Genomic DNA, 18,481 nt, shown 5'->3' with positions numbered 1-18,481 from the left:
CCGTTCTGGGAGGATCTTAATTTGAAAAAGCGCTTCGGGGGATTTAACAAGATTTATGCCATGCAATTGGCGACCATCTTTTTAGGATTTATAGTGTTTGGCATATCGGAAAATATTAAAGGACCCGCCATTCCGCGAATCCAATTCGACTTTAATCTGGACGAGAAACAGCTAGGCACCCTTTTATCCCTAAATGCATTAGGTTATTTGATCGCCTGCTCCTTTACAGCTGTATTGGTTCGGAAGTGGGGGATCAAGGCTGTCAGTATCATTGCTTTTGCATCCATGATATTTTCAGGAGTGTTAATCTATATCTCCCACAGCTACCCCTTTTTCTCAGCTTCTTATTTCCTGATGTACATCGGAAACGGAATGCTGGAGATTGGTCTTGCCATTTTGGGAGCACGCATCTTCGTAAAAAATACCGGGACGATGATGAACTTATCCCATTTTTTCTACGGATTTAGTTCAACCTTAGCTCCACTGCTGGCAACAGGACTCATGTCGGTAAGTATATTTGGCCATCCACTCGACTGGCGCGGAATGTATTTGATTATGCTAAGCTTATCTTTACTGCCTATTCTATCTGCCTTGCGCAGTACATTTCCGGGTGACGATCTTCCGCAAGAGGACCGGATCCCATTAAAAACGCTGGTCCGCGATCCCGCTTTATGGCTGATGGTGCTTATTCTTTCTTTCGGTGTAGTGTCAGAACTTGCAGTAGGTGGATGGCTAGTGAATTTCCTAGAAAAAGCATACTTGTGGGATACAGTTACAGCTTCTGGTATGTTGTCCACCTTTTTTCTCTGCTTCTCGCTAGCAAGGCTCCTGCTGGGGCCAGTTACAGATAAGATTGGCTTCAATCTATCGCTTATCATCTTTTCAGCCTTTTCTGCCTTATGTACGTTTGCTGCTATTTTGGGTGGGGAACAGCTCGCGTTTCTATTCGCGGCAGCAGGCATAGGTATCGCTATGATTTATCCGACCGTCATGGCGTTTATCGCAAAAAGGTATCCGCATGGCAGTGACACTGCCATCACCTTTACAGTTACACTAATGGGAGTCGGTAGCGTGATTGGCAACTATGCCATAGGTGCAGTGATCGAAGGTGTGAAGCGGCTTTACGGAGCAGAAACACAAACTGGCTTGCTACGTGGACTTCAAGCTGGGTATGGTTTTATCGGTTTATGTGCAGCTATATGCGCGATATCCGGTTGTGTTTTATATCGTTATTTAAATCGCCGCCAAGAACTTATATAGAATAGTTATCGCACTTACTTCTGCTCATCCCTGCAACAACCTGCTGATTTCATGGCAGGTTGTTTTGTTGCAAATAGCGACCAACCTCCCACCATCGGACTCAAATGACCTTATTGGCTTCGAAATAGGCAGAAACGAGGTTTTTCGGACCCCAGAGTCGTTATTGAGTTGTTTTTGTGCAAAAACCGCTGTCTTCTGACTTGATAACGCCTCCTGAGTCCGAACACTCCGCCTAATGAAGCTAAATCCTGAAATAGCGACTATACAGTCCGCAACAATGACCTCTGAGCTGGTGATCACCATCCCAACAATTATCTCAGCCCTCCCGCCAGCTCCATTATTGTTCTAACAATCTGCTCTTCACCGCTACTAACCTTTTCCGTTGCAACTTCTCCCAAGGTTATATGATCGCCAACACAAACCGAGTGTGCGGAATGTCTGAACATTTCTATATCATTAGCATCGTTACCAAAAGCAATAAATTGCTGCGGTTCTATGCCTAAATTTTTTAGTCCTGTCCATTTGTTTACACCTTGGGGACCTATATCCATAATATCTTCTTGTCCATGCTGGTAGATCACAATCGGCAGATTTTGCAGCTTATGAATAAGTTGTTCCCCATTCAGACTGCTCAAAATAACTACCTTCACAATCTCATCCAGCTCCGATGGAGTTACATTTTTGGCGCGTTGTTCTGGATCTACATTTCTCCGCACCATTCCCGCCAACCATAGACCTAAATGCCCCTCATTTAATTGAGGATAAAATGATCGATGTCATCATAACGGATATCGATCTTTTCTCCGTTTCTTTTGACAAGATTTATATACAGAGGAGCTGCATCAACACTTCCGCCACCCACCAGCACATGGTAGTTTTCATTGATTACATATTTACGGATGTACAAGCCTGAACCGACATCTTCAAAGGGATAACCTTCAAAATCCTTCCACGACAACGCCTCGCCTTGATGAGCTAGATCCTGTATTTCATCCATGGATAATATTGCAGTTTTTTTATCATTACAGGCTGAAAGTATAATCGTCAAAGCAAACAATAACAGCATTATCAAGCTACGCTTACTTCTCATTCATAAACCTCCAAACTCTATATATTGTTATTTATAGGAAAATATAAGGTAATAATAACATAGCTTAGACTTGCTTTGAATGGATTGCGACCAGTTTCTGCTCTGAGTGTTAGAAATTCAAGCTCCCCACATCCTCCTCGGTTTCTTCCTGCAAATCTATTTTAAATTTGACGTTAATTTGTTATGTATGCTCTAATATAAATGAAGGGTGGAGCTGCATGTTATCATTTTTACTAACTTTAAAACGTTTATTTTCGGGCTTATGGAAAGCGCTCAAACGTAAAAATTTCCAAGCATTATTCTTATTAGTTTTGATGACGCTGTTGTCCGGAACCATTTTTTATGTCAAACAGGAAGGTTTGTCTGTCCTGGATGCTATTTATTTCTGTGTTGCAACGCTTAGTACATTAGGTCATCCAACATTTGTTCCCCAGACAGCACTCGGAAAAATATTTACGATCGTTTACATTATTGCAGGCACAGGGTTGTTCTTGGGAATGATGGGGTATATCGCTTATGAACTGATCAAACAAACCGATAAAGATAACAATTAAATAATGGAATCCAGAACTCGTGACATTATTAATAGCCTTGTTAGCCGAAGCTGACATGGCTATTTTTTTCAAATATTCGATTATATCTGTTTCTTTTTCGCAATCACTTTCACCTTCAATCAAAGCAATGTTGATGGATTAACGTGTCTCATCTCCAATGGCTGCAAGAGCTTTACTGCTTTCACCATTACCATTGAAATGACCAAACAAGGCTTGAAAAATGGCTTTATGCATGGCTGGATTGTTGGCCGCTCCATATTTTCTAACGTAAAAAAGCCGTTCTCTTTTGATAAGCTCCCATCATAGTAGACAGTAGAAAAAACAAAAACTTCTACTGCTACAATGATGGGAGTTTTTCTAATGTCTAATAGAAGTCCAACATCTTTAAAAGTAAAATTACATGTCGTAGGGCTGTGCCTTGAGCACAAGTCAAATCCAAACTATGAGGCAAAGCAGCTAGGTCTTAGTTCACACACAGTTAGAGAATGGATTAGGAAATATAAAGCAGATGGTTTGGACGGGTTGAGGGAATCGAGAACATGGAAATCATACCCAAAGGAATTGAAGCTTGCTGCTGTTAACGAAGTGTTGTCTGGTCGTTGCTCCGTTGAAGAGGTGACAAACAAGCATTATATTTCAAGCAGAAGTGTTTTGACAAAATGGATTACCAAGTATACTAATGAGATAGAATTGAAACCTACACATACAGGAAAAGGACTATCTCATATGAACCAAGGACGTAAAACAACTTTCGAAGAACGCATTGAAATTGCACAATATACCATCGCTAATGGATTGGATTATCAGAAAGCGATTGAAAAGTACGGAGTATCTTATCAGCAAGTTTACGCATGGGTTCGGAAATATCAAGTTGGCCGCGAGGAGGCTCTTCAGGACAATCGCGGTCGCAAAAAGCCTGTAGAAGAACTAGATGAGCATGACCGCCTTAAACTACGGATTAAAGAGCTAGAAGCGCGAAATGGATACCTAGAGATGGAGAATGACTTCGCAAAAAAGTTGGCGGAGATCAAGCGACGAAATACACGCTAACCCTCGTTCGACAAGTAAACTTGTATCAAGCGATTCAAGAACTGAACAAAGAAAAAGGTCACGCAATTACGAAGTTGTGTGCGTTAGCTGGGGTTGCTCGATCTGCCTATTACAAGTGGTTAAAATGGAAACCCTCTTGCATAGAACTTGAAACTCGTGCGTTAGCGAAAGAAGTAAAGCTACGATATGACAAGCGAAAAGGGATTCTTGGCTATCGTCAAATGCGCACGCAATTAAACCGAAAGCTCAAAAAGCAGTACAACAAAAAGCGTTATTACCGAATTATGTGTGCTCTTGGGCTTAAAGCAGTCATTCGCAGAAAACGAGCGAGTTATGTGAAAGCTACGGAGATCCATGTAGTTGAAAATGTAATGAACCGTAACTTTGATGCCAATTCTCCTAATTCAAAATGGTGTACAGATGTGACTGAACTGAAGTACGGGAATGGGCGCAAAGCCTATTTGAGCGCTATTATTGATGTATATGATAATTCCATTGTCTCATGGGTATTAAGCCATTCCAACAACAATAAACTCGTGATGGATACGTTGAAGAGGGCTTACGCGAAGAATCCTGGCGTATCCCCTCTTTTACAAAGCGACAGAGGCTTCCAGTACACGTCTCATGAGTACAACCGACTTCATGTAAAATACGGATTTAAGAAAAGCATGTCTCGTGTGAGTCGGTGTTTGGACAACCAACCTATTGAGCGTTTTTGGGGTACATACAAGTCAGAAAGCTATTATCTTACAAAGTATGACACCTATGATGATGTCCTCACAGAGGTTAGCAAATATATTCACTACTACAATAATTACCGCTACACAGAGTGTTTGGATGGCTTGTCACCTAGCGAATACCGACGAGCTGCATAACGAAGATACCTCAGTTCTGGCAATACGAACTGAGGTATCTAAACTAACTATTTTTGTTTTTTACACTGTCCACTTGACAGGGAGCACTTCATTTTAAAAGAGAACGGCTTTTAATGTTTTTTTTCACAAAAATCCTTAGAACACCCGCTTCTGATTCCGATCATCAATAATAATCTGCACCGCTTCCTTAAACCGTAGAGCATGCACTATCTCCCGCTCCCGCAGGAACTTGAGGCTATCCTGCAGGTCCACGTCATCCGTCATGTCAATCAGCCACTGGTATGTAGCCCGGGCTTTTTCCTCAGCCGCAATGTCTTCATAAAGGTCTGCCAAAGGGTCTCCCTTAGCTTGAATATAGGCTGCAGTGAATGGAACACCGCTAGCATCCGTGTAGAACAGGGCATGATCATGCGCTACAAAATGTGGCCCTAATCCCGCTTCCTCTAATTCACATACCGAAGCATCCTTTGTCAGCTTATAAACAATTTATTAATTGCAACAAAAAGAAAAAGCCCTATTTGACTAGGGCTTTCGAGGATAATAATCGTTGTATGAATTTATCAAGATCAAGTTCTCCGAATACCTGCACAGTCCCCTTGCCGTTAATCGTCTTCTCGAAGGTCAATGGTTGCCCCATCATTGTTTCTGTCTTTGGCATTGGAATCACCTCTGCCTTATTTCTATGAGTGTCAAGAGTTGTCCGATTCATCTAGGGCTTAATATCATCACCTCATCTATATTGATCTAAATATTCACTCGTCTTAAATTCTTCAATAACCTCAACACCCGTGTACACTATCCGTTACCCTGTACACTTTCTGATAACCATATTGCTCCATGATAGTTCGAGTCTTACCTAGTCCACCACAAGCACATTTTCCAAACATTCACTTTATCGGTGAATCGTTCGGTTTTTGTCTTTCATTGAGCCAGATTTGAGAAAGAGGGATAGCCGTTTGTTGGGCTATTCCTCTTTGTTCTTAAAACAGCGTCAGATACTCAAGAAATATACGTTGATCTTCTTCAACAAAGAAATTAAGAAAGTTTGGTGCACCGGAAAGTATGGAGCGCAGTCCATGCATACTAATTTCTATGTTGCCGCTGCGATGTTCTGTAGCCTGTATCAACACGGCGGTCGGCGTGATTTTTGAGTAAGTCCAGTATTGGTCAAATGAATGTCCATCCCTACGGCTATAAACAAGCCGTGACCTCGGATTGTTGGAAATCAGCTTATAAAGCAACTTTGCCTTTTCCTTGTTTGTCGTTAGATTCATGCGTTTGCACTCTAATATAAAATCATCATGGAGTGACATTCTTTTCGCCTTCCTTTCGAGATTGCTTTAAATTGTCCTGTTGCCATTTTTCAAACGCCTGCTTTCCCTCTAAACTTTCATAAAACGCAAGTACATTAGGGAGTAAGCAGCGGGCGAGTGCTTCAATTTCATGCTCAGGAATGGTTGTTTTTGATTTTTCCTTCTTTGCCATATACAGCGACATTTCTAATTCTCGAAAGGGTTCTCATCACTCACGCCCTTGGTAAAAATCTGACTGGATGTTAGATAGTCCTCTGTGTTGTATTCCTTGAATATTCCTACATCGCTGTATACTCTTACTTTGTGAATGCGTCTTATAAAGGCGTACCATGTTTCTCTGTTTTCATGAAAAAAGTTTTTGTATTGTTCTGTCAAATTTATATTTGAAAGAATATAGACTTTGGTAAAGCACGCAACCTTATTGACATAACGGCAGGGTAGCTCCACTGGATAGCCATCCAGATAACACAGCATGTCCTGAATTTTAAGGCTAGAACGGAATTCTTCAAAAACAATCACACTTTGCCCGTGATAGTTATCAAAGCCGCCATGCATATAGTTAGTCACTCTGAATACATTTTCATATCCATAATGCTCCATAATGCTGCGTGTCTTTCCTGTGTTGGTAGCCCCCCATATATAAGTGACTTCCAACTTTCGAAATGTAGTTTTGAATTCTTCTTCACGAATGGTTTGTCTTGTTCTTTCGACCTTATCCAAAAGCAATAAATATTCTGGGCTTTCATTGATAATTTCATAATTTGACATTCCATCTTTTATCATATCGTATAAATCGGCTAAATCGTTTCTTGCGCCTTGACGCTCGGCGGGTAGTTCTCCCCATTCCTCTTGTGTATCGGGTATTTTCGTGCCTGCCTTTTTATCGTTTTCCCACTTGCCCGACTTAAAAACGTAATCACGGTTTTGGCTTGATGTACCTTTTGCAATTTCTAAGTGGGCGGTATTGAATCTGTTTTTTACAGTGGAAAAGCGTACAGCCGAGGAACAGATGATATAGATATGAGTGTGGTGCGTCTGCTCCTTACCTCCGATTTCATCGCTCATGCAATAGTAAACGATGGGTTTTATTTTTTGCAGTTCTTCTTTTATTGTGTCATGAGTTATCCCTTTTTCGAGAGGGTTGTTGATTACTAGCATCCACTTGCGTGATTGAGTGTCTTTGGGAATACATTTACCTTCTTTCGGGTTATTATTAGAACGTTCTACAGCTATACTGTGTCTAGTTTTTGCTACTGTGCGACTTTTCTTGTCGCAAGCCTGTGAAGCTTGTGTTTATGCGTATGCGACGGTGTTTGCGACAGATGTTGGCTAGGTAATACTAGCTAGCCAACAAACACCGCCACGCTGCGGCGTGGCGTACCCTGCGCAGTCCTTGCGTGTCCTTTGTGCTTCGCACGACACGCAAAGCCTGCACAGGGCTTATCAGCGCATTACGCCTTGTTTGATAGCACGGTGAAGCTTATCCATATTTGCAATGGCGGGAACGATTATGGGGGCAATCTGCCCACCATTTAAGAGCATATAGCCTGTGCCTTGCCTGCGATCTGGCTTCATCTGCTCTTTAAACTCATGAAAGAGCATGTTTTTACTTTCCTCGCTCAAATTCCCTAAACCAATGGTAAGATTGAAATTGTCCCTTGCTGTGCCGAAGTACTGTGCATCTGCCCTCTGCTGACTGACAATAACGTGTACTCGAAAAGATCGCCCGAGCATAAGCAGATTCGATAGTTTTTGCTTTTCACCCTCAATCGTTTTCTTATCAAGACTGTTGCAATAACTTGCCCATTCGTCAAAGAATAGCACAATCATATTACGACTTTTATCCTCGCCGCTTTGACGCAGGCATAGGCGGTCATAGAAAAGTTGTAAACTGTCTCGACAGTCCATGAATCGGGAAAAGCGACTATAGCCGCTTAGAAACTCGAAATCCCTATCGCCTTTGAAGTCGCAAACAAAGAGTTGTGCGTTTGGCTCATATAAGACGATTTTCCCAAGCAACAATTTGGTGAAATAGGTCTTTCCGCTTCCAGTAGCTCCACATACGATGATATGCGGGGCTTTGTCTGGTTGCCAGTCGATAGGTTGGCTGATTCCTAGTTGTAGATAGGTCTCGTTTAATAATATCTTTTCAACCATGCGCTAAAAGTCAGTATCTCTCGGTAAGGTAGGTGATTGCATCATGTTTTGTTGCTTTGCATACGCCTTGTTTTCAAGGTACTGACAATATGCGTCATTCACTAATGTAAGATTGATTTGTATATAGCCGCCCGTGTCGGTTATTTCGTCGATATACAGTACGGAGTATGCACGACCATTATAAACATGGCTACGCTCACGCAAGTCCTCGAATTCACCCGCTAAAAGCTTTTGACCTATGCGCATTTGCAGCGATTCTTTAATTAGCTTTAAATCCACTTCGCTGCTCATTTTCATGGCTACTAGCTGGCAAAGCATAAAGCCGTTGCGAGGGATGATGCGAGAGGGTGAATCCATCTCCGATAGTGTTGTCGGCTTTACAAGTCCGATTACACTGGCAAGTTCCGAAAGCACGGTGAACAGGCATTTTCTTATGATAGCGTAACTGTTTTCTGCCACTACTCGTTCCACTTCGGCGGTTTGCGCCGCTTGCTGTTCCCGCATTTCTAGTATTTTCGCTTGTCGCTCCTCTCTTTTGGAATTCCACATGTAAATTACGACAATCGCTACTGTGACAACCGTCATAATTGTGTCGAATTTCAGCGTTATAAAAGTTCCTATCTTTTCCAATAGCCAGACTGATATCGCTATTAGACTGCCGACTATAGCAATTATCAGCAGAAGGGAGAGGGCAAAAAGCCCTCGCTGCCTGCTCTGCCAATAGTAGCGCAGCTCATCATAAATTTTTTTCATTTATCCTACCACCTCAAGGGTTGTAGCTTTAGCTGTGAACTGATATTCGCCGTTACGATCACGGTAAAAACGCCCCTCGAAGTTTTTCGGTTTGACCTTTACCGTTCCTTTGGCGGCAAGTTCATCGGCTGCGATTGTAGGCGTTGCTTCTTCTACCTTGATAGAAATTTGCTCATATTTGTTTGCGGGGCAAACGCATGAATATCGAAAGCCCATGATTTTGTCCGTAGACTTTCCGTCAACGAACTCTTTGACGGGTGAAACATCCGTGCATAGCAAGGTGTCACCATTTGCCACTTGCGTAAGAGTAAAGGTTATATTGTTGATTTTCAGCATTGTTTTTTATCCCCTTTTTCTTTGAATGTGTGTTTATCCATTGCGTCCAACGATAAACTATCTGAAACTTAGCGCTTCGTGTAACTTTATGATACTTTAATACAGAGCGGGTTGCTGCCTGATAAATAGCAATTTTTATCACTGAAAAGTCCGTGCTGCTAAATACTTTTAAATGACTTAAAATAGTATTTTTATTAAAAGTGTAATATTAAAAAAATGAGTAGGGGGAATAGCTATGGCTAAAATTTTAAAGGCAAACGAATTGAAAGCTTTTTTGGATGAATACAACATTTCACAGGAGGAATATGCGGAGGTAGTAAACTACTCTCGAAGTGGGCTACAAGGGATACTGTATGAAGAAGTCCAACTTGGTTCAAAAAAACAAAGAGACTTTTCGAAAGCTGCCATTAAACTGGCTAAAGAAAAGAACAAAAAATTTAATCCTTTTGCTCCATTCGGTTTATTTGAATTGGAAAACAACAGAGTCTTTGCCCAAATTGTATTTGATGATGTTGCAGAGTGGATAAGAACAGAAGATGTTGAGAAGCTTTCGGTGTACTGGAGGAATTTTGACAGCTTATATGGATTGATTGACCGAGAAGCGGCTATATTTTTAATACGCTGTAAGAATTTAATATCTAGCAATAGTAAAATAGATTTAAGAGCAGAGTTATTAAGCTACTTGCAAAGCTTCGATTGCAGCGTGGCAAGTGTACAAAAAGCATTGGGTATAATTGGCGTTTTCCTCAATCGGGAAAACAATTTGAAGATAAGAAAGCCTCGATCACAAGAAAAATATCGAGAAAAATTGATTGAAGAATTTCGCAGATCGCTTTATGAAGATGTTGACCCTAAAAAGGGCGAGCTTGTTTATAGTCATTTAAGGTTCGTCAATGAAATGGACGATATGGATTGGGATTTATTGGTGGCATACACATTGGTTAGAGCTGATGATGTAAACGGTGAGAAGATGAAACGAGTAATAGAGAAGCGGGAAAGTCTGATTGTGTGGGCATGTGAAACATAAAAAATAGCGGCTACTGGATGCTGTATTCAGTAGCCGCTATTTTAAATCTTTCCCCCTACTCCCTTAAACTTATCTACAAAGGCAGAGATTTTCTGAAAAACGCTCTGCTTTTTTGTTAAATACTGAGGATTAAGAGGACTCATTTTAGGAAGAACTTCATTAAGTTCCGTTCCATTTTCACTGGCATATTCTCTTTTTAATGAATTTAAAATATATCTTTTTGCAGCCTCTTCATTAAGGTTTTCAGTATTAATCAATTCTTCTGCTTCACGTTTTTGCTCAGTTTGAGCAAATGTGAAGAAGGCATCAATAATACTTGCCTTATCTTGAATACTATCTAAATCAGCTTTGTTGATAAAATCGACTACTAAGCTTTCTTTAGCACGGTTTCCTACACTAGAACGAATTAAGCGACGAACTTCCTCAACCAAGGATGCTTTATCTTTTACTTTTTTGTTATGCTCAAAAATAAGCTCAAGAATGTAATCTAAATTGATCTCTTGGGATTTTAAAAGATCTACTTCAAAGACAACATCATCCCAATCAATAGAGGCATTTCCTTTTTCTTTTCCAGTTTTTTCTCGACGAAGCCAATCACGAATATCATTATATGAAGAACGATAATCTTGAATAGCTCTTTCTTCTAACACTTGAATCTCTTGCATAACAGCTACATCTTCATCCGTTACATAGTGAGTAGACTTAAAATCTTCTAAAACTTTAGGGTCAGTCATATCTACTGTTTGTAAAGCTTTTAAACCTGAAAATTCATCATAGTTCTGTAGGATATTTTCAATACGCAAATATTCACCAAAAAGTTTAACAAATTCTTTCTTAGCCTTTTCAGTAACAATCTCATCAACATTAGGAAAACGTTCCTTTAATTCTTTTACTACGTCTACATAACCACGACGGGCTTCACCTGTTGCCACATCAGTGAATCCTTCCATATACTCTTTGTAGCTCTTTTCCAGCACCACATTTTTAGTGTTTTTATCCCCAAAAAGAGTAATGGCGTCTATGGTTGCTTGTTCTAAATCTCTAAAAGTAACAATATTCCCAAAAGTTTTGGTGGAATCATAAATACGATTTGTTCTCGAAAAAGCTTGCATTAAACCATGATACCTAAGATTTTTATCAACAAATAAAGTATTTAATGTAGGTGCATCAAAACCAGTTAAAAACATTCCAACAACAATCAACAAATCAATCTCTTTGTCTTTTACTCGTTTAGCAAGGTCACGATAATAATTTTGAAATCCCTTACTTTCTACGCCATAATTGGTTTTAAATATAGCATTATAGTCTTTAATGGCTAAACTTAAAAACTCTTTTGCACTACTATCCATTGCTGAAGGTTCAAAAGTTTCATCAAGAATTTCACCTATAGCATTTTGCTCTTCATTAGCAGCAAAGGAGAAGATTGTCGCAATCTTAAGGGGTTTACTGCTTCCCTTTTGTAAGTTATTTAATGATTCATAGTAGAGTTTGGCTGCGTCAACACTGCTCACAGCAAACATGGCATTAAATCCTTTTCCATTCGCATTTAAACGATGGGTTTTTATTTTAAAATTATTAAGAATATATTGAGAAATTTCTTTAATCCGTTCAGGATGTAATAATGCTTCTTTATTTTCTGCTGCTGATAGCTTTTTCTCGTCCTGTTCTTTTTCAATGGTTTTGAACTTGGGACGTACATCGTTATAATCTACTTTGAACTTTAAAACTTTTTCATCTCTAATGGCATCCGTAATTACATAAGAGTGTAACTCTCGACCAAAGACAGAAGCAGTCGTTTCAGAACCTAACGCATTTTCTGGGAAAATAGGCGTACCTGTAAATCCAAATTGATAGAACTTCTTAAACTTTTTATTGATATTTTTTTGAGCTTCACCAAATTGTGAACGGTGGGCTTCATCAAAAATAAATACCACTTGCTTATTATATATAGGTAACTCTGTTTCGCTTTTAATTAGGTTATTCAGTTTTTGAATCGTCGTCACAATAATTTTATTATCATCTTTTTCAATGTTACGCTTTAATCCTGCGGTACTTTCTGAACCATTAACACTATCAGGAGAAAAACGCTGATACTCTTTCATCGTCTGAAAATCTAGGTCTTTCCTATCTACAACAAAAAATACTTTGTCTATAAAATCCAGTTCAGTAGCCAAACGAGCTGCTTTAAAACTCGTAAGCGTTTTCCCCGAACCCGTTGTATGCCAAATATATCCACCACTTTCAGTGATTCTCCAATTTTTGGCTAGGTATGAACTTTTAATTTTCCATAAAATTCTTTCTGTGGCAGCAATTTGATAAGGACGCATAATCAGCAGGTTATCGCTCACATCAAAAACTAAATATTTCAGTAGTATATTCAATAAAGTATTTTTTTGAAAAAATGTAGCTGTGAAATCTTTTAAATCTTTAATCAGGGTATTATCTGATCTAGCCCAATTCATAGTAAAATCAAAACTGTTTTTATCACGTTTAGTCGTATTAGCAAAATAACGGCTATCTGTTCCATTAGAAATCACGGAAATCTGTAAATATTTAAACAGAGAGTTTTCTGAATTTAAGCTCTCTTTGCTATATCGATGAACCTGATTAAAGGCTTCACGAATGGCAATCCCACGTTTTTTAAGCTCTACTTGTACTAGAGGTAAGCCATTGACTAAAATGGTAACATCATATCTATTGGCTTGCGTTCCTTTTTGTTCAAATTGTGAAATTACCTGCACTTTATTGTTGGCAATATTCTTTTTGTCTACTAGGTAGATGTTTTGAATATGCCCATCATCAAAAACAAAGTCATAAATATAATCGTTATGAATTTTACGTGTTTTATCAATATGGTTATCACTGGGTTTTTCTAAAAACTGCTCACAAAATCTAATCCATTCAGCTTCTGAAAATTGCACATTATTAAGATTTTGCAGTTGAACACGAACATTAGCAAGCATTTTTTCAGGAGTAGTTAAGCTTGGTAGATGTTCATATCCTTGATTTACTAAATCTTGAATAAGTTCTCGTTCTAAATCGGCTTCTGTTTGATAGCCTGCTCCTTGTTGATCTATCTTGGTATATTTATCTAAAACTATAAAGTTGTTTGATTCTGCAATGGGTTTGTAGTCGCTCATTTAATCCCCCGCTTTAATTAATAAATATTCTCTTTTTTAAACCTATATATTCCACTAATTTCACTAATAAGATGTCTTAAAACATTTTTGTCCTCATTTGTGAGAACTTTTTTATTATTATCTTTTAACTGCTGTGCAACATCAGTTAATGAAACACCCATATTACGCCTCTACCTCCTCTTTTGGAAAGGTAAGAAGCATACTACGGTAATACTCGTATTGTATTTGACGCAACTCTATTTCACGAGATAATCCCTCAGTGATTGAGGATGACAAGGCGTCGAATTTTTCTAGAATAGATACGATGCGAGCTTGTTCCGCTAGCGATTTGTCTGGGTCATCTGGAAACGGAACTGGGATTTTTGTTTTCTTCAAATTGTCATTGTAAAGTCGTTGAATTGTACCACCTTCAGCAACATCCCACTTTGCAATTTTGTAAAAGTAAAATAGATATTTATTTGATACTTGAGTTTCATCATTTTCAATCCAAACGATATTACTATCCTGAAAATAAGCATCTTGACCATCAAAAATGACGGCTCTTCCGATTGTCCCACTTGCAGAAAGTAATACCTCTCCGATTTTGGGATAGTTATATTTGGATCTATATTCTTCGAAGATTTCGCGAGAAATATAAGCATTCGGTTCTTTGCCGAATGTACCTATCTTATAAAATGGTATGTCACCTGTATCTAAAGTTTGTTCTTTTAAGATTCTCTTGCACATGCGAACTTCACCAATTTCCCCCAACGGTTTCCACTCAACTTCACCCTCTTCAAAAGTCAACAACTTATCACGATAGCACTCATATTGCTTTTTACGAGCTGTAAGCTCTGCTGTAAGCTCTGCTGTAAGCTCTGCTGTATTCTCTGAGAAGGTGTCTAAAATACGGACAATTTCCTCTTGTACTTTAATGGGTGGGATGGGTACGGGGTATTTTTTTACGATTTGTGCATTAATGTTCGTTTGTGAGCCAGAACCAAGTGATTTTATATGATCATATTTGCTTGTCAGGTAATGAAAAACATAACGATAATCTGCGACCTTATCATCAAGTTGAATATTGGCACAAGCCTGATTTGTAGATAAAGGTATCTTATTAATACCTACTTTTCCAACTGTTGCCCCATACATTGCAACAATCACACAGTTTGCAGGAATCATTTTTGCGCTGGAATTTTTTAAACCTAATTCTGTAATTTTTACACCAGTATCCCAAATTTCACCAAAATCTACTTCTTGAGTGCGGAGCCAAGGGATCTCGCCATCATAGTATTCTGAAACACCCGTGCGAGGAGTTCCACCAGATGAAATCTTGATAGCTATATTTTCCAGCGTCTTCCACTCAACCTCAACCCCATCAAGCAATTTATCCATATAATTCAGCTTCATCATGATTCGATCACCTCAATAATCTTATCAATTTCAGAACGAAGCCTATCTATCTTTCCTACGGTCGATTTTATTTCCGCATTCAGCTCATTTAAATCAATGACTTCTTTTGTGTCTTTTGCTTCCACATAGGTGCTCACAGATAGGTTGTAATCTTTTTGAACGATTGCATCATAATCAACAGATTTTGCAACATGATCAACATCTGCTTTGCTGTCAAACATTTTCATAATTTGTTCAATATGATCATCTATAAGTATGTTATTATTGGTTGATTTTTTATAGAAATCTACGCCACTTGCATCAATAAATTGAGTTTTATTATCGGTTTTATGCTTAGAAAGAACCAAGATATTAACCGCTATTGTTGTCCCGTAAAAAAGGTTAGGTGCTAATGAAATAACCGTTTCAACAAAGTTATTATCAATCAGATATTTTCTAATTTTCTGCTCTGCACCACCACGGTAAAAGATACCAGGAAAGCAAACGATAGCTGCACGACCTTTGCTTGAAAGGTAACTAAGTGAATGAAGTACAAAGGCAAAATCAGCTTTGGACTTTGGCGCTAATACGCCTGCAGGGGCAAATCTTTCATCATTAATAAGCGTTGGGTCATCACTACCAATCCAATTTACGGAATAAGGTGGATTCGACACAATGGCATCAAAAGGTTTTTCATCACCATATTGAGGGTCTAATAGTGTATTTCCTAAAGCAATATTAAACTTATCGTAGTTTATGTTATGTAAGAACATATTCATACGAGCAAGGTTATAAGTTGTATGGTTAATCTCCTGTCCATAAAACCCATCTTCAATAATATGAGCATCAAACTGTTTTTTTGCTTGTAATAAAAGTGAACCCGAACCGGCTGCAGGGTCATATATTTTATTGATTGCTGTTTGCTTGTGTATTGCTAATTGAGCTATAAGTTTTGATACATGCTGAGGTGTGAAGAATTCTCCTCCAGATTTTCCTGCATTGGCAGCATAATTAGAGATTAAAAACTCATAGGCATCACCAAAAAGGTCAATTTGATTATCTTCAAATTTACCAAAATTAAGCCCTGCAACACCTTTAATGACAGCAGCTAAACGACTGTTTTTGTCTTTTACAGTATTCCCCAGTCTATTGCTTGTGGTGTCGAAATCAGCGAATAATCCTTTAATATCCAGTTCAGATGGATAACCATTTGCTGAACTTTCAATGGAAGCAAATATAGCAGCTAAATCTGTATTCAAGCTTTCATTTGTGTTAGCGGTTTTCGCAATATTAACAAACAGCTGACTTGGATATATGAAATACCCTTTTGTTTTAATGGCATCCTCTTTGATTTCTTTCGTTATAATTTCATCAGAAAGTTCTGCATACTTGACACTTTCGTCTCCCGCTTCAATATAGCTAGAAAAGTTTTCGCTAATGAAACGATAAAACAGCGTTCCTAAAACATATTGTTTAAAATCCCATCCATCTACAGAGCCACGGACATCATTGGCTATTCTCCAGATTTGAGATTGTAATTCGGCACGTTGTGTTGCACTTGACATTTGTATACCTCCAATTTTTCTTCTTATACATTATAGAAGCACTTCTAAAAGGCTTTATAGCCCCTTACCTAATATTCCAAACTTATTCCACACTCTAGCCGGAAATCCTTTTATTCGACAGTCACTTACCACGTTATACATCATGCCATCGTGATGAAGCCGGTTATAAAAAAACAGAAATAAACCATTACGAACCAAAGACGCTAGGAAATACCTAAGCATCTTCATTATGTCCTTGTGCAGCTTTAGATTTAAAGGATGACACCAATAAAGCCACCGATTCCACATGTGTCGTGACTGGATTCGACTTGTATTATAGACATTTTGTCTACAATACTTCAGTGCCTCCTTCTCCTGCAAATCAAATGACCTACAATCTGTCTGCATTTTCAGCCATAATAAAAGTCCGACCGCATGAGGTCGGGCTTTTCATGGTAGAGGCGAAGGGAGTCGAACTCCCTAGAATGTGGAACATTGTCATTCCTTCATTATGATTTTCAAGTTAATCTCATTTCCTTCCTTAGTATAGATGATCGTATCAATAAATTCACGCAGAATATCATTTGCTTCATTTTCTGGAATGTTGTCGCTATGAGTTAGAAAACGTCTCATGTTTTCAAGTCGTGCAGAAACTTTATCGTGTTCTGACATATTGTTCTCTGCCGTAATGGTTTTGATCTGTTCTTCAAGTGTTATTATCTGTTCCTTAAAGGAAGCAATTTGCTTTCGAGCCTCATCTGGCGTGAAAATTTCCATAACGAAGCCTTGCTGTACCCGTTTAATATCCTTGTTTAGCTTCTCAATCTGTTTTTCTATACGCTTGATCTCTTCATCAAAATTCTGTATTTCGTTATCGGTCATAAGATGGACGTATTGTTCAATCTGATCGACATATTGGACAAAGTACTCGTGAAAAAGCACTTTAAAGTTATCAATGTATGTCCCACCATTTGTGCATGTGATGTACGTTCCATCCTCTTTGTATGTCCGTGTCGTGCAACTTGTAATTCTCTTCTTACCATGTGCGGTTTGAAACGAATGGATACTACCACAGACCCCACAACGTACAAGACCAGAAAATATATGTTTCCCAACTTTCAAAGCAGCAGGTCGGGAGTTTCGCTCGTTCCTAATTCTCTGTGCCATATCAAACAATTCTTGAGGAACGATTGGTTGATGGGTGTCCTTAATCAAGATTTGATCTTCCTTCGAAGTCCGTTCTGTTACACGCTTTCCATCTTGTTTGTACTGCTTAGTACGTCCGTAGGAAGAGTGTCCCGTATAAGCGATATTGGCGATCATTCGTGCCACGGAGGATGAACTCCATTGCATATTAGTAATCCCTGCGTTGGTGAAGTCGTATGCTATAGTTGTGGTAGACTTTCCTGACACATATTCATTGAACATGCGGACAATGATCTCGGCTTCCTCCGGGACAATCTCAAGGTTCTTGGTGTCACGATTGTATCGATAGCCGAAAGGAACCTTCTTTCCCATCCAATTGCCCTTCTTTGCCGATTCCCTAGAACCCCTCATAAGACGCTTTCTAGTGGTTTGCCATTCTCTCTTTTCAATTAGTGCAATAATGTCACCGCTGAACATTTGATCTTCATTGGTATAGTCCGTCATCGAAGTTGGTGTAACAAGGACACAACCTGACTTAATCATGATCTCTTTGACTTCCTCGTAATGTTTCGTGTTCCGAGTCAAACGAGATTGTTCGGTGCAAACGATGGCATCGTATTCATAGTGCTTGATCTTGGACAGAAGCTTCTGGAACTCTGGACGATCCCATTCTTGGGACGATCCTGTCTCACTGTACAAATCATATGTATACCCACGCTTTTCACATAGTTCTATCAGAGAATTAGCTTGTCCATCTATTGATGTAGTTGTCTTATCATCGGCTTCACGGCTTTTTCTGCAATAGATTGCCACCCTCTTAATCGCCATGGTATTCCATCCCTTCATGGTATATTGTTCCATG

19 protein-coding genes and 1 pseudogene are annotated in these 18,481 nt (G+C 39.0%); 5 read left to right on the top strand and 15 right to left on the bottom strand.

What is annotated here, in order from left to right:
• The first annotated feature begins 60 nt into the window (after positions 1 to 60).
• The gene (locus NSQ50_RS08780) at positions 61 to 1,260 is read left to right on the top strand and encodes an MFS transporter (protein ID WP_076104606.1); all 1,200 of its coding nucleotides are present in this window, start codon (positions 61 to 63) and stop codon (positions 1,258 to 1,260) included.
• A 311-nt stretch (positions 1,261 to 1,571) separates the two neighbouring features.
• Here the strand turns inward: NSQ50_RS08780 and NSQ50_RS08775 are convergent, their stop codons facing one another.
• Positions 1,572 to 1,979, bottom strand: a complete 408-nt coding sequence (locus tag NSQ50_RS08775; RefSeq protein WP_081387024.1) for an HAD family hydrolase — start codon at positions 1,977 to 1,979, stop codon at positions 1,572 to 1,574.
• A 32-nt stretch (positions 1,980 to 2,011) separates the two neighbouring features.
• Positions 2,012 to 2,350: a hypothetical protein gene (locus NSQ50_RS08770; protein WP_076225270.1), complete on the bottom strand. Its 339-nt coding sequence runs from the start codon at positions 2,348 to 2,350 to the stop codon at positions 2,012 to 2,014.
• 218 nt (positions 2,351 to 2,568) lie between these two features.
• Here NSQ50_RS08770 and NSQ50_RS08765 point away from each other — a divergent pair, with 218 nt between their 5' ends.
• From NSQ50_RS08765 to NSQ50_RS08755, 3 genes are all read left to right on the top strand, one after another.
• Entirely contained in the window at positions 2,569 to 2,904 is a 336-nt protein-coding gene (locus NSQ50_RS08765; RefSeq protein WP_076104570.1) for a potassium channel family protein, read from the top strand.
• A 360-nt stretch (positions 2,905 to 3,264) separates the two neighbouring features.
• Positions 3,265 to 3,954 (top strand): helix-turn-helix domain-containing protein, encoded by a 690-nt coding sequence (locus tag NSQ50_RS08760; protein ID WP_076287162.1) that lies wholly within the window; start codon positions 3,265 to 3,267, stop codon positions 3,952 to 3,954.
• 20 nt (positions 3,955 to 3,974) lie between these two features.
• Positions 3,975 to 4,829 carry an IS3 family transposase gene (locus tag NSQ50_RS08755; RefSeq protein WP_081383579.1) on the top strand — a complete coding sequence of 285 codons (855 nt, stop codon included), beginning with the start codon at positions 3,975 to 3,977 and terminating at the stop codon, positions 4,827 to 4,829.
• Positions 4,830 to 4,964: 135 nt separating this feature from the next.
• Here NSQ50_RS08755 and NSQ50_RS08750 read toward each other — a convergent pair.
• From NSQ50_RS08750 to NSQ50_RS08715, 8 genes and pseudogenes are all read right to left on the bottom strand, one after another.
• Positions 4,965 to 5,315 (bottom strand): annotated as a pseudogene (locus NSQ50_RS08750) (manganese catalase family protein); the annotation flags it as partial.
• 28 nt (positions 5,316 to 5,343) lie between these two features.
• Positions 5,344 to 5,538 carry a hypothetical protein gene (locus tag NSQ50_RS08745; RefSeq protein ID WP_340949353.1) on the bottom strand — a complete coding sequence of 65 codons (195 nt, stop codon included), beginning with the start codon at positions 5,536 to 5,538 and terminating at the stop codon, positions 5,344 to 5,346.
• A gap of 271 nt (positions 5,539 to 5,809) precedes the next feature.
• Complete coding sequence (locus NSQ50_RS08740; RefSeq protein ID WP_076224072.1) at positions 5,810 to 6,142, bottom strand: hypothetical protein; 333 nt, start codon at positions 6,140 to 6,142, stop codon at positions 5,810 to 5,812.
• On the bottom strand, positions 6,129 to 6,314 hold the full coding sequence (locus NSQ50_RS08735) for a hypothetical protein (protein ID WP_076224121.1): 186 nt from the start codon (positions 6,312 to 6,314) through the stop codon (positions 6,129 to 6,131). Before NSQ50_RS08735 ends, NSQ50_RS08740 begins: the two co-directional genes overlap by 14 nt.
• A 14-nt stretch (positions 6,315 to 6,328) precedes the next feature.
• Positions 6,329 to 7,300: a replication protein gene (locus NSQ50_RS08730; RefSeq protein WP_076224074.1), complete on the bottom strand. Its 972-nt coding sequence runs from the start codon at positions 7,298 to 7,300 to the stop codon at positions 6,329 to 6,331.
• Between the two features lie 285 nt (positions 7,301 to 7,585).
• Positions 7,586 to 8,299 carry an FtsK/SpoIIIE domain-containing protein gene (locus NSQ50_RS08725; RefSeq protein ID WP_076224076.1) on the bottom strand — a complete coding sequence of 238 codons (714 nt, stop codon included), beginning with the start codon at positions 8,297 to 8,299 and terminating at the stop codon, positions 7,586 to 7,588.
• 3 nt (positions 8,300 to 8,302) lie between these two features.
• Entirely contained in the window at positions 8,303 to 9,052 is a 750-nt protein-coding gene (locus NSQ50_RS08720) for a hypothetical protein (protein WP_076224079.1), read from the bottom strand.
• Positions 9,053 to 9,388 carry a hypothetical protein gene (locus NSQ50_RS08715; RefSeq protein WP_076224082.1) on the bottom strand — a complete coding sequence of 112 codons (336 nt, stop codon included), beginning with the start codon at positions 9,386 to 9,388 and terminating at the stop codon, positions 9,053 to 9,055. It lies immediately after the preceding gene.
• Between the two features lie 235 nt (positions 9,389 to 9,623).
• Between NSQ50_RS08715 and NSQ50_RS08710 the strand changes: the two genes are divergently transcribed.
• Positions 9,624 to 10,415: a hypothetical protein gene (locus NSQ50_RS08710; RefSeq protein ID WP_076224083.1), complete on the top strand. Its 792-nt coding sequence runs from the start codon at positions 9,624 to 9,626 to the stop codon at positions 10,413 to 10,415.
• A gap of 41 nt (positions 10,416 to 10,456) precedes the next feature.
• Here the strand turns inward: NSQ50_RS08710 and NSQ50_RS08705 are convergent, their stop codons facing one another.
• The 5 genes from NSQ50_RS08705 to NSQ50_RS08685 form a co-directional block, all read right to left on the bottom strand.
• On the bottom strand, positions 10,457 to 13,555 hold the full coding sequence (locus NSQ50_RS08705; protein ID WP_076224085.1) for a type I restriction endonuclease subunit R: 3,099 nt from the start codon (positions 13,553 to 13,555) through the stop codon (positions 10,457 to 10,459).
• A 17-nt stretch (positions 13,556 to 13,572) separates the two neighbouring features.
• Positions 13,573 to 13,716 (bottom strand): hypothetical protein, encoded by a 144-nt coding sequence (locus tag NSQ50_RS08700; RefSeq protein WP_179087757.1) that lies wholly within the window; start codon positions 13,714 to 13,716, stop codon positions 13,573 to 13,575.
• Position 13,717: 1 nt separating this feature from the next.
• Entirely contained in the window at positions 13,718 to 14,950 is a 1,233-nt protein-coding gene (locus tag NSQ50_RS08695) for a restriction endonuclease subunit S (protein WP_179087758.1), read from the bottom strand.
• Positions 14,947 to 16,494, bottom strand: a complete 1,548-nt coding sequence (locus NSQ50_RS08690; RefSeq protein WP_076224087.1) for a type I restriction-modification system subunit M — start codon at positions 16,492 to 16,494, stop codon at positions 14,947 to 14,949. The genes NSQ50_RS08695 and NSQ50_RS08690 overlap by 4 nt, the downstream gene beginning before the upstream one ends.
• 477 nt (positions 16,495 to 16,971) lie before the next feature.
• Positions 16,972 to 18,447: a recombinase family protein gene (locus NSQ50_RS08685; RefSeq protein WP_076224090.1), complete on the bottom strand. Its 1,476-nt coding sequence runs from the start codon at positions 18,445 to 18,447 to the stop codon at positions 16,972 to 16,974.
• Positions 18,448 to 18,481: the final 34 nt, after the last annotated feature.

This window comes from Paenibacillus sp. FSL R10-2788, assembly GCF_038003885.1.
Classification (GTDB): Bacteria; Bacillota; Bacilli; order Paenibacillales; family Paenibacillaceae; genus Paenibacillus_AQ; species Paenibacillus_AQ odorifer.
The sequence above is the reverse complement of the archived record's forward strand: the minus strand, read 5'-3'. Positions and strand labels throughout refer to the sequence as shown.

Bases quoted from the DNA above. Each gene is read 5' to 3' on its own strand.
- NSQ50_RS08780 (WP_076104606.1), top strand. From the start codon at position 61: ATGCAATTGGCGACCATCTTTTTAGGATTTATAGTGTTTGGCATATCG.
- NSQ50_RS08775 (WP_081387024.1), bottom strand. From the start codon at position 1,979: ATGGTGCGGAGAAATGTAGATCCAGAACAACGCGCCAAAAATGTAACT.
- NSQ50_RS08770 (WP_076225270.1), bottom strand. From the start codon at position 2,350: ATGAGAAGTAAGCGTAGCTTGATAATGCTGTTATTGTTTGCTTTGACG.
- NSQ50_RS08765 (WP_076104570.1), top strand. From the start codon at position 2,569: ATGTTATCATTTTTACTAACTTTAAAACGTTTATTTTCGGGCTTATGG.
- NSQ50_RS08760 (WP_076287162.1), top strand. From the start codon at position 3,265: ATGTCTAATAGAAGTCCAACATCTTTAAAAGTAAAATTACATGTCGTA.
- NSQ50_RS08745 (WP_340949353.1), bottom strand. From the start codon at position 5,538: ATGAATCGGACAACTCTTGACACTCATAGAAATAAGGCAGAGGTGATT.
- NSQ50_RS08740 (WP_076224072.1), bottom strand. From the start codon at position 6,142: ATGTCACTCCATGATGATTTTATATTAGAGTGCAAACGCATGAATCTA.
- NSQ50_RS08735 (WP_076224121.1), bottom strand. From the start codon at position 6,314: ATGGCAAAGAAGGAAAAATCAAAAACAACCATTCCTGAGCATGAAATT.
- NSQ50_RS08730 (WP_076224074.1), bottom strand. From the start codon at position 7,300: ATGCTAGTAATCAACAACCCTCTCGAAAAAGGGATAACTCATGACACA.
- NSQ50_RS08725 (WP_076224076.1), bottom strand. From the start codon at position 8,299: ATGGTTGAAAAGATATTATTAAACGAGACCTATCTACAACTAGGAATC.
- NSQ50_RS08720 (WP_076224079.1), bottom strand. From the start codon at position 9,052: ATGAAAAAAATTTATGATGAGCTGCGCTACTATTGGCAGAGCAGGCAG.
- NSQ50_RS08715 (WP_076224082.1), bottom strand. From the start codon at position 9,388: ATGCTGAAAATCAACAATATAACCTTTACTCTTACGCAAGTGGCAAAT.
- NSQ50_RS08710 (WP_076224083.1), top strand. From the start codon at position 9,624: ATGGCTAAAATTTTAAAGGCAAACGAATTGAAAGCTTTTTTGGATGAA.
- NSQ50_RS08705 (WP_076224085.1), bottom strand. From the start codon at position 13,555: ATGAGCGACTACAAACCCATTGCAGAATCAAACAACTTTATAGTTTTA.
- NSQ50_RS08700 (WP_179087757.1), bottom strand. From the start codon at position 13,716: ATGGGTGTTTCATTAACTGATGTTGCACAGCAGTTAAAAGATAATAAT.
- NSQ50_RS08695 (WP_179087758.1), bottom strand. From the start codon at position 14,950: ATGATGAAGCTGAATTATATGGATAAATTGCTTGATGGGGTTGAGGTT.
- NSQ50_RS08690 (WP_076224087.1), bottom strand. From the start codon at position 16,494: ATGTCAAGTGCAACACAACGTGCCGAATTACAATCTCAAATCTGGAGA.
- NSQ50_RS08685 (WP_076224090.1), bottom strand. From the start codon at position 18,447: ATGGCGATTAAGAGGGTGGCAATCTATTGCAGAAAAAGCCGTGAAGCC.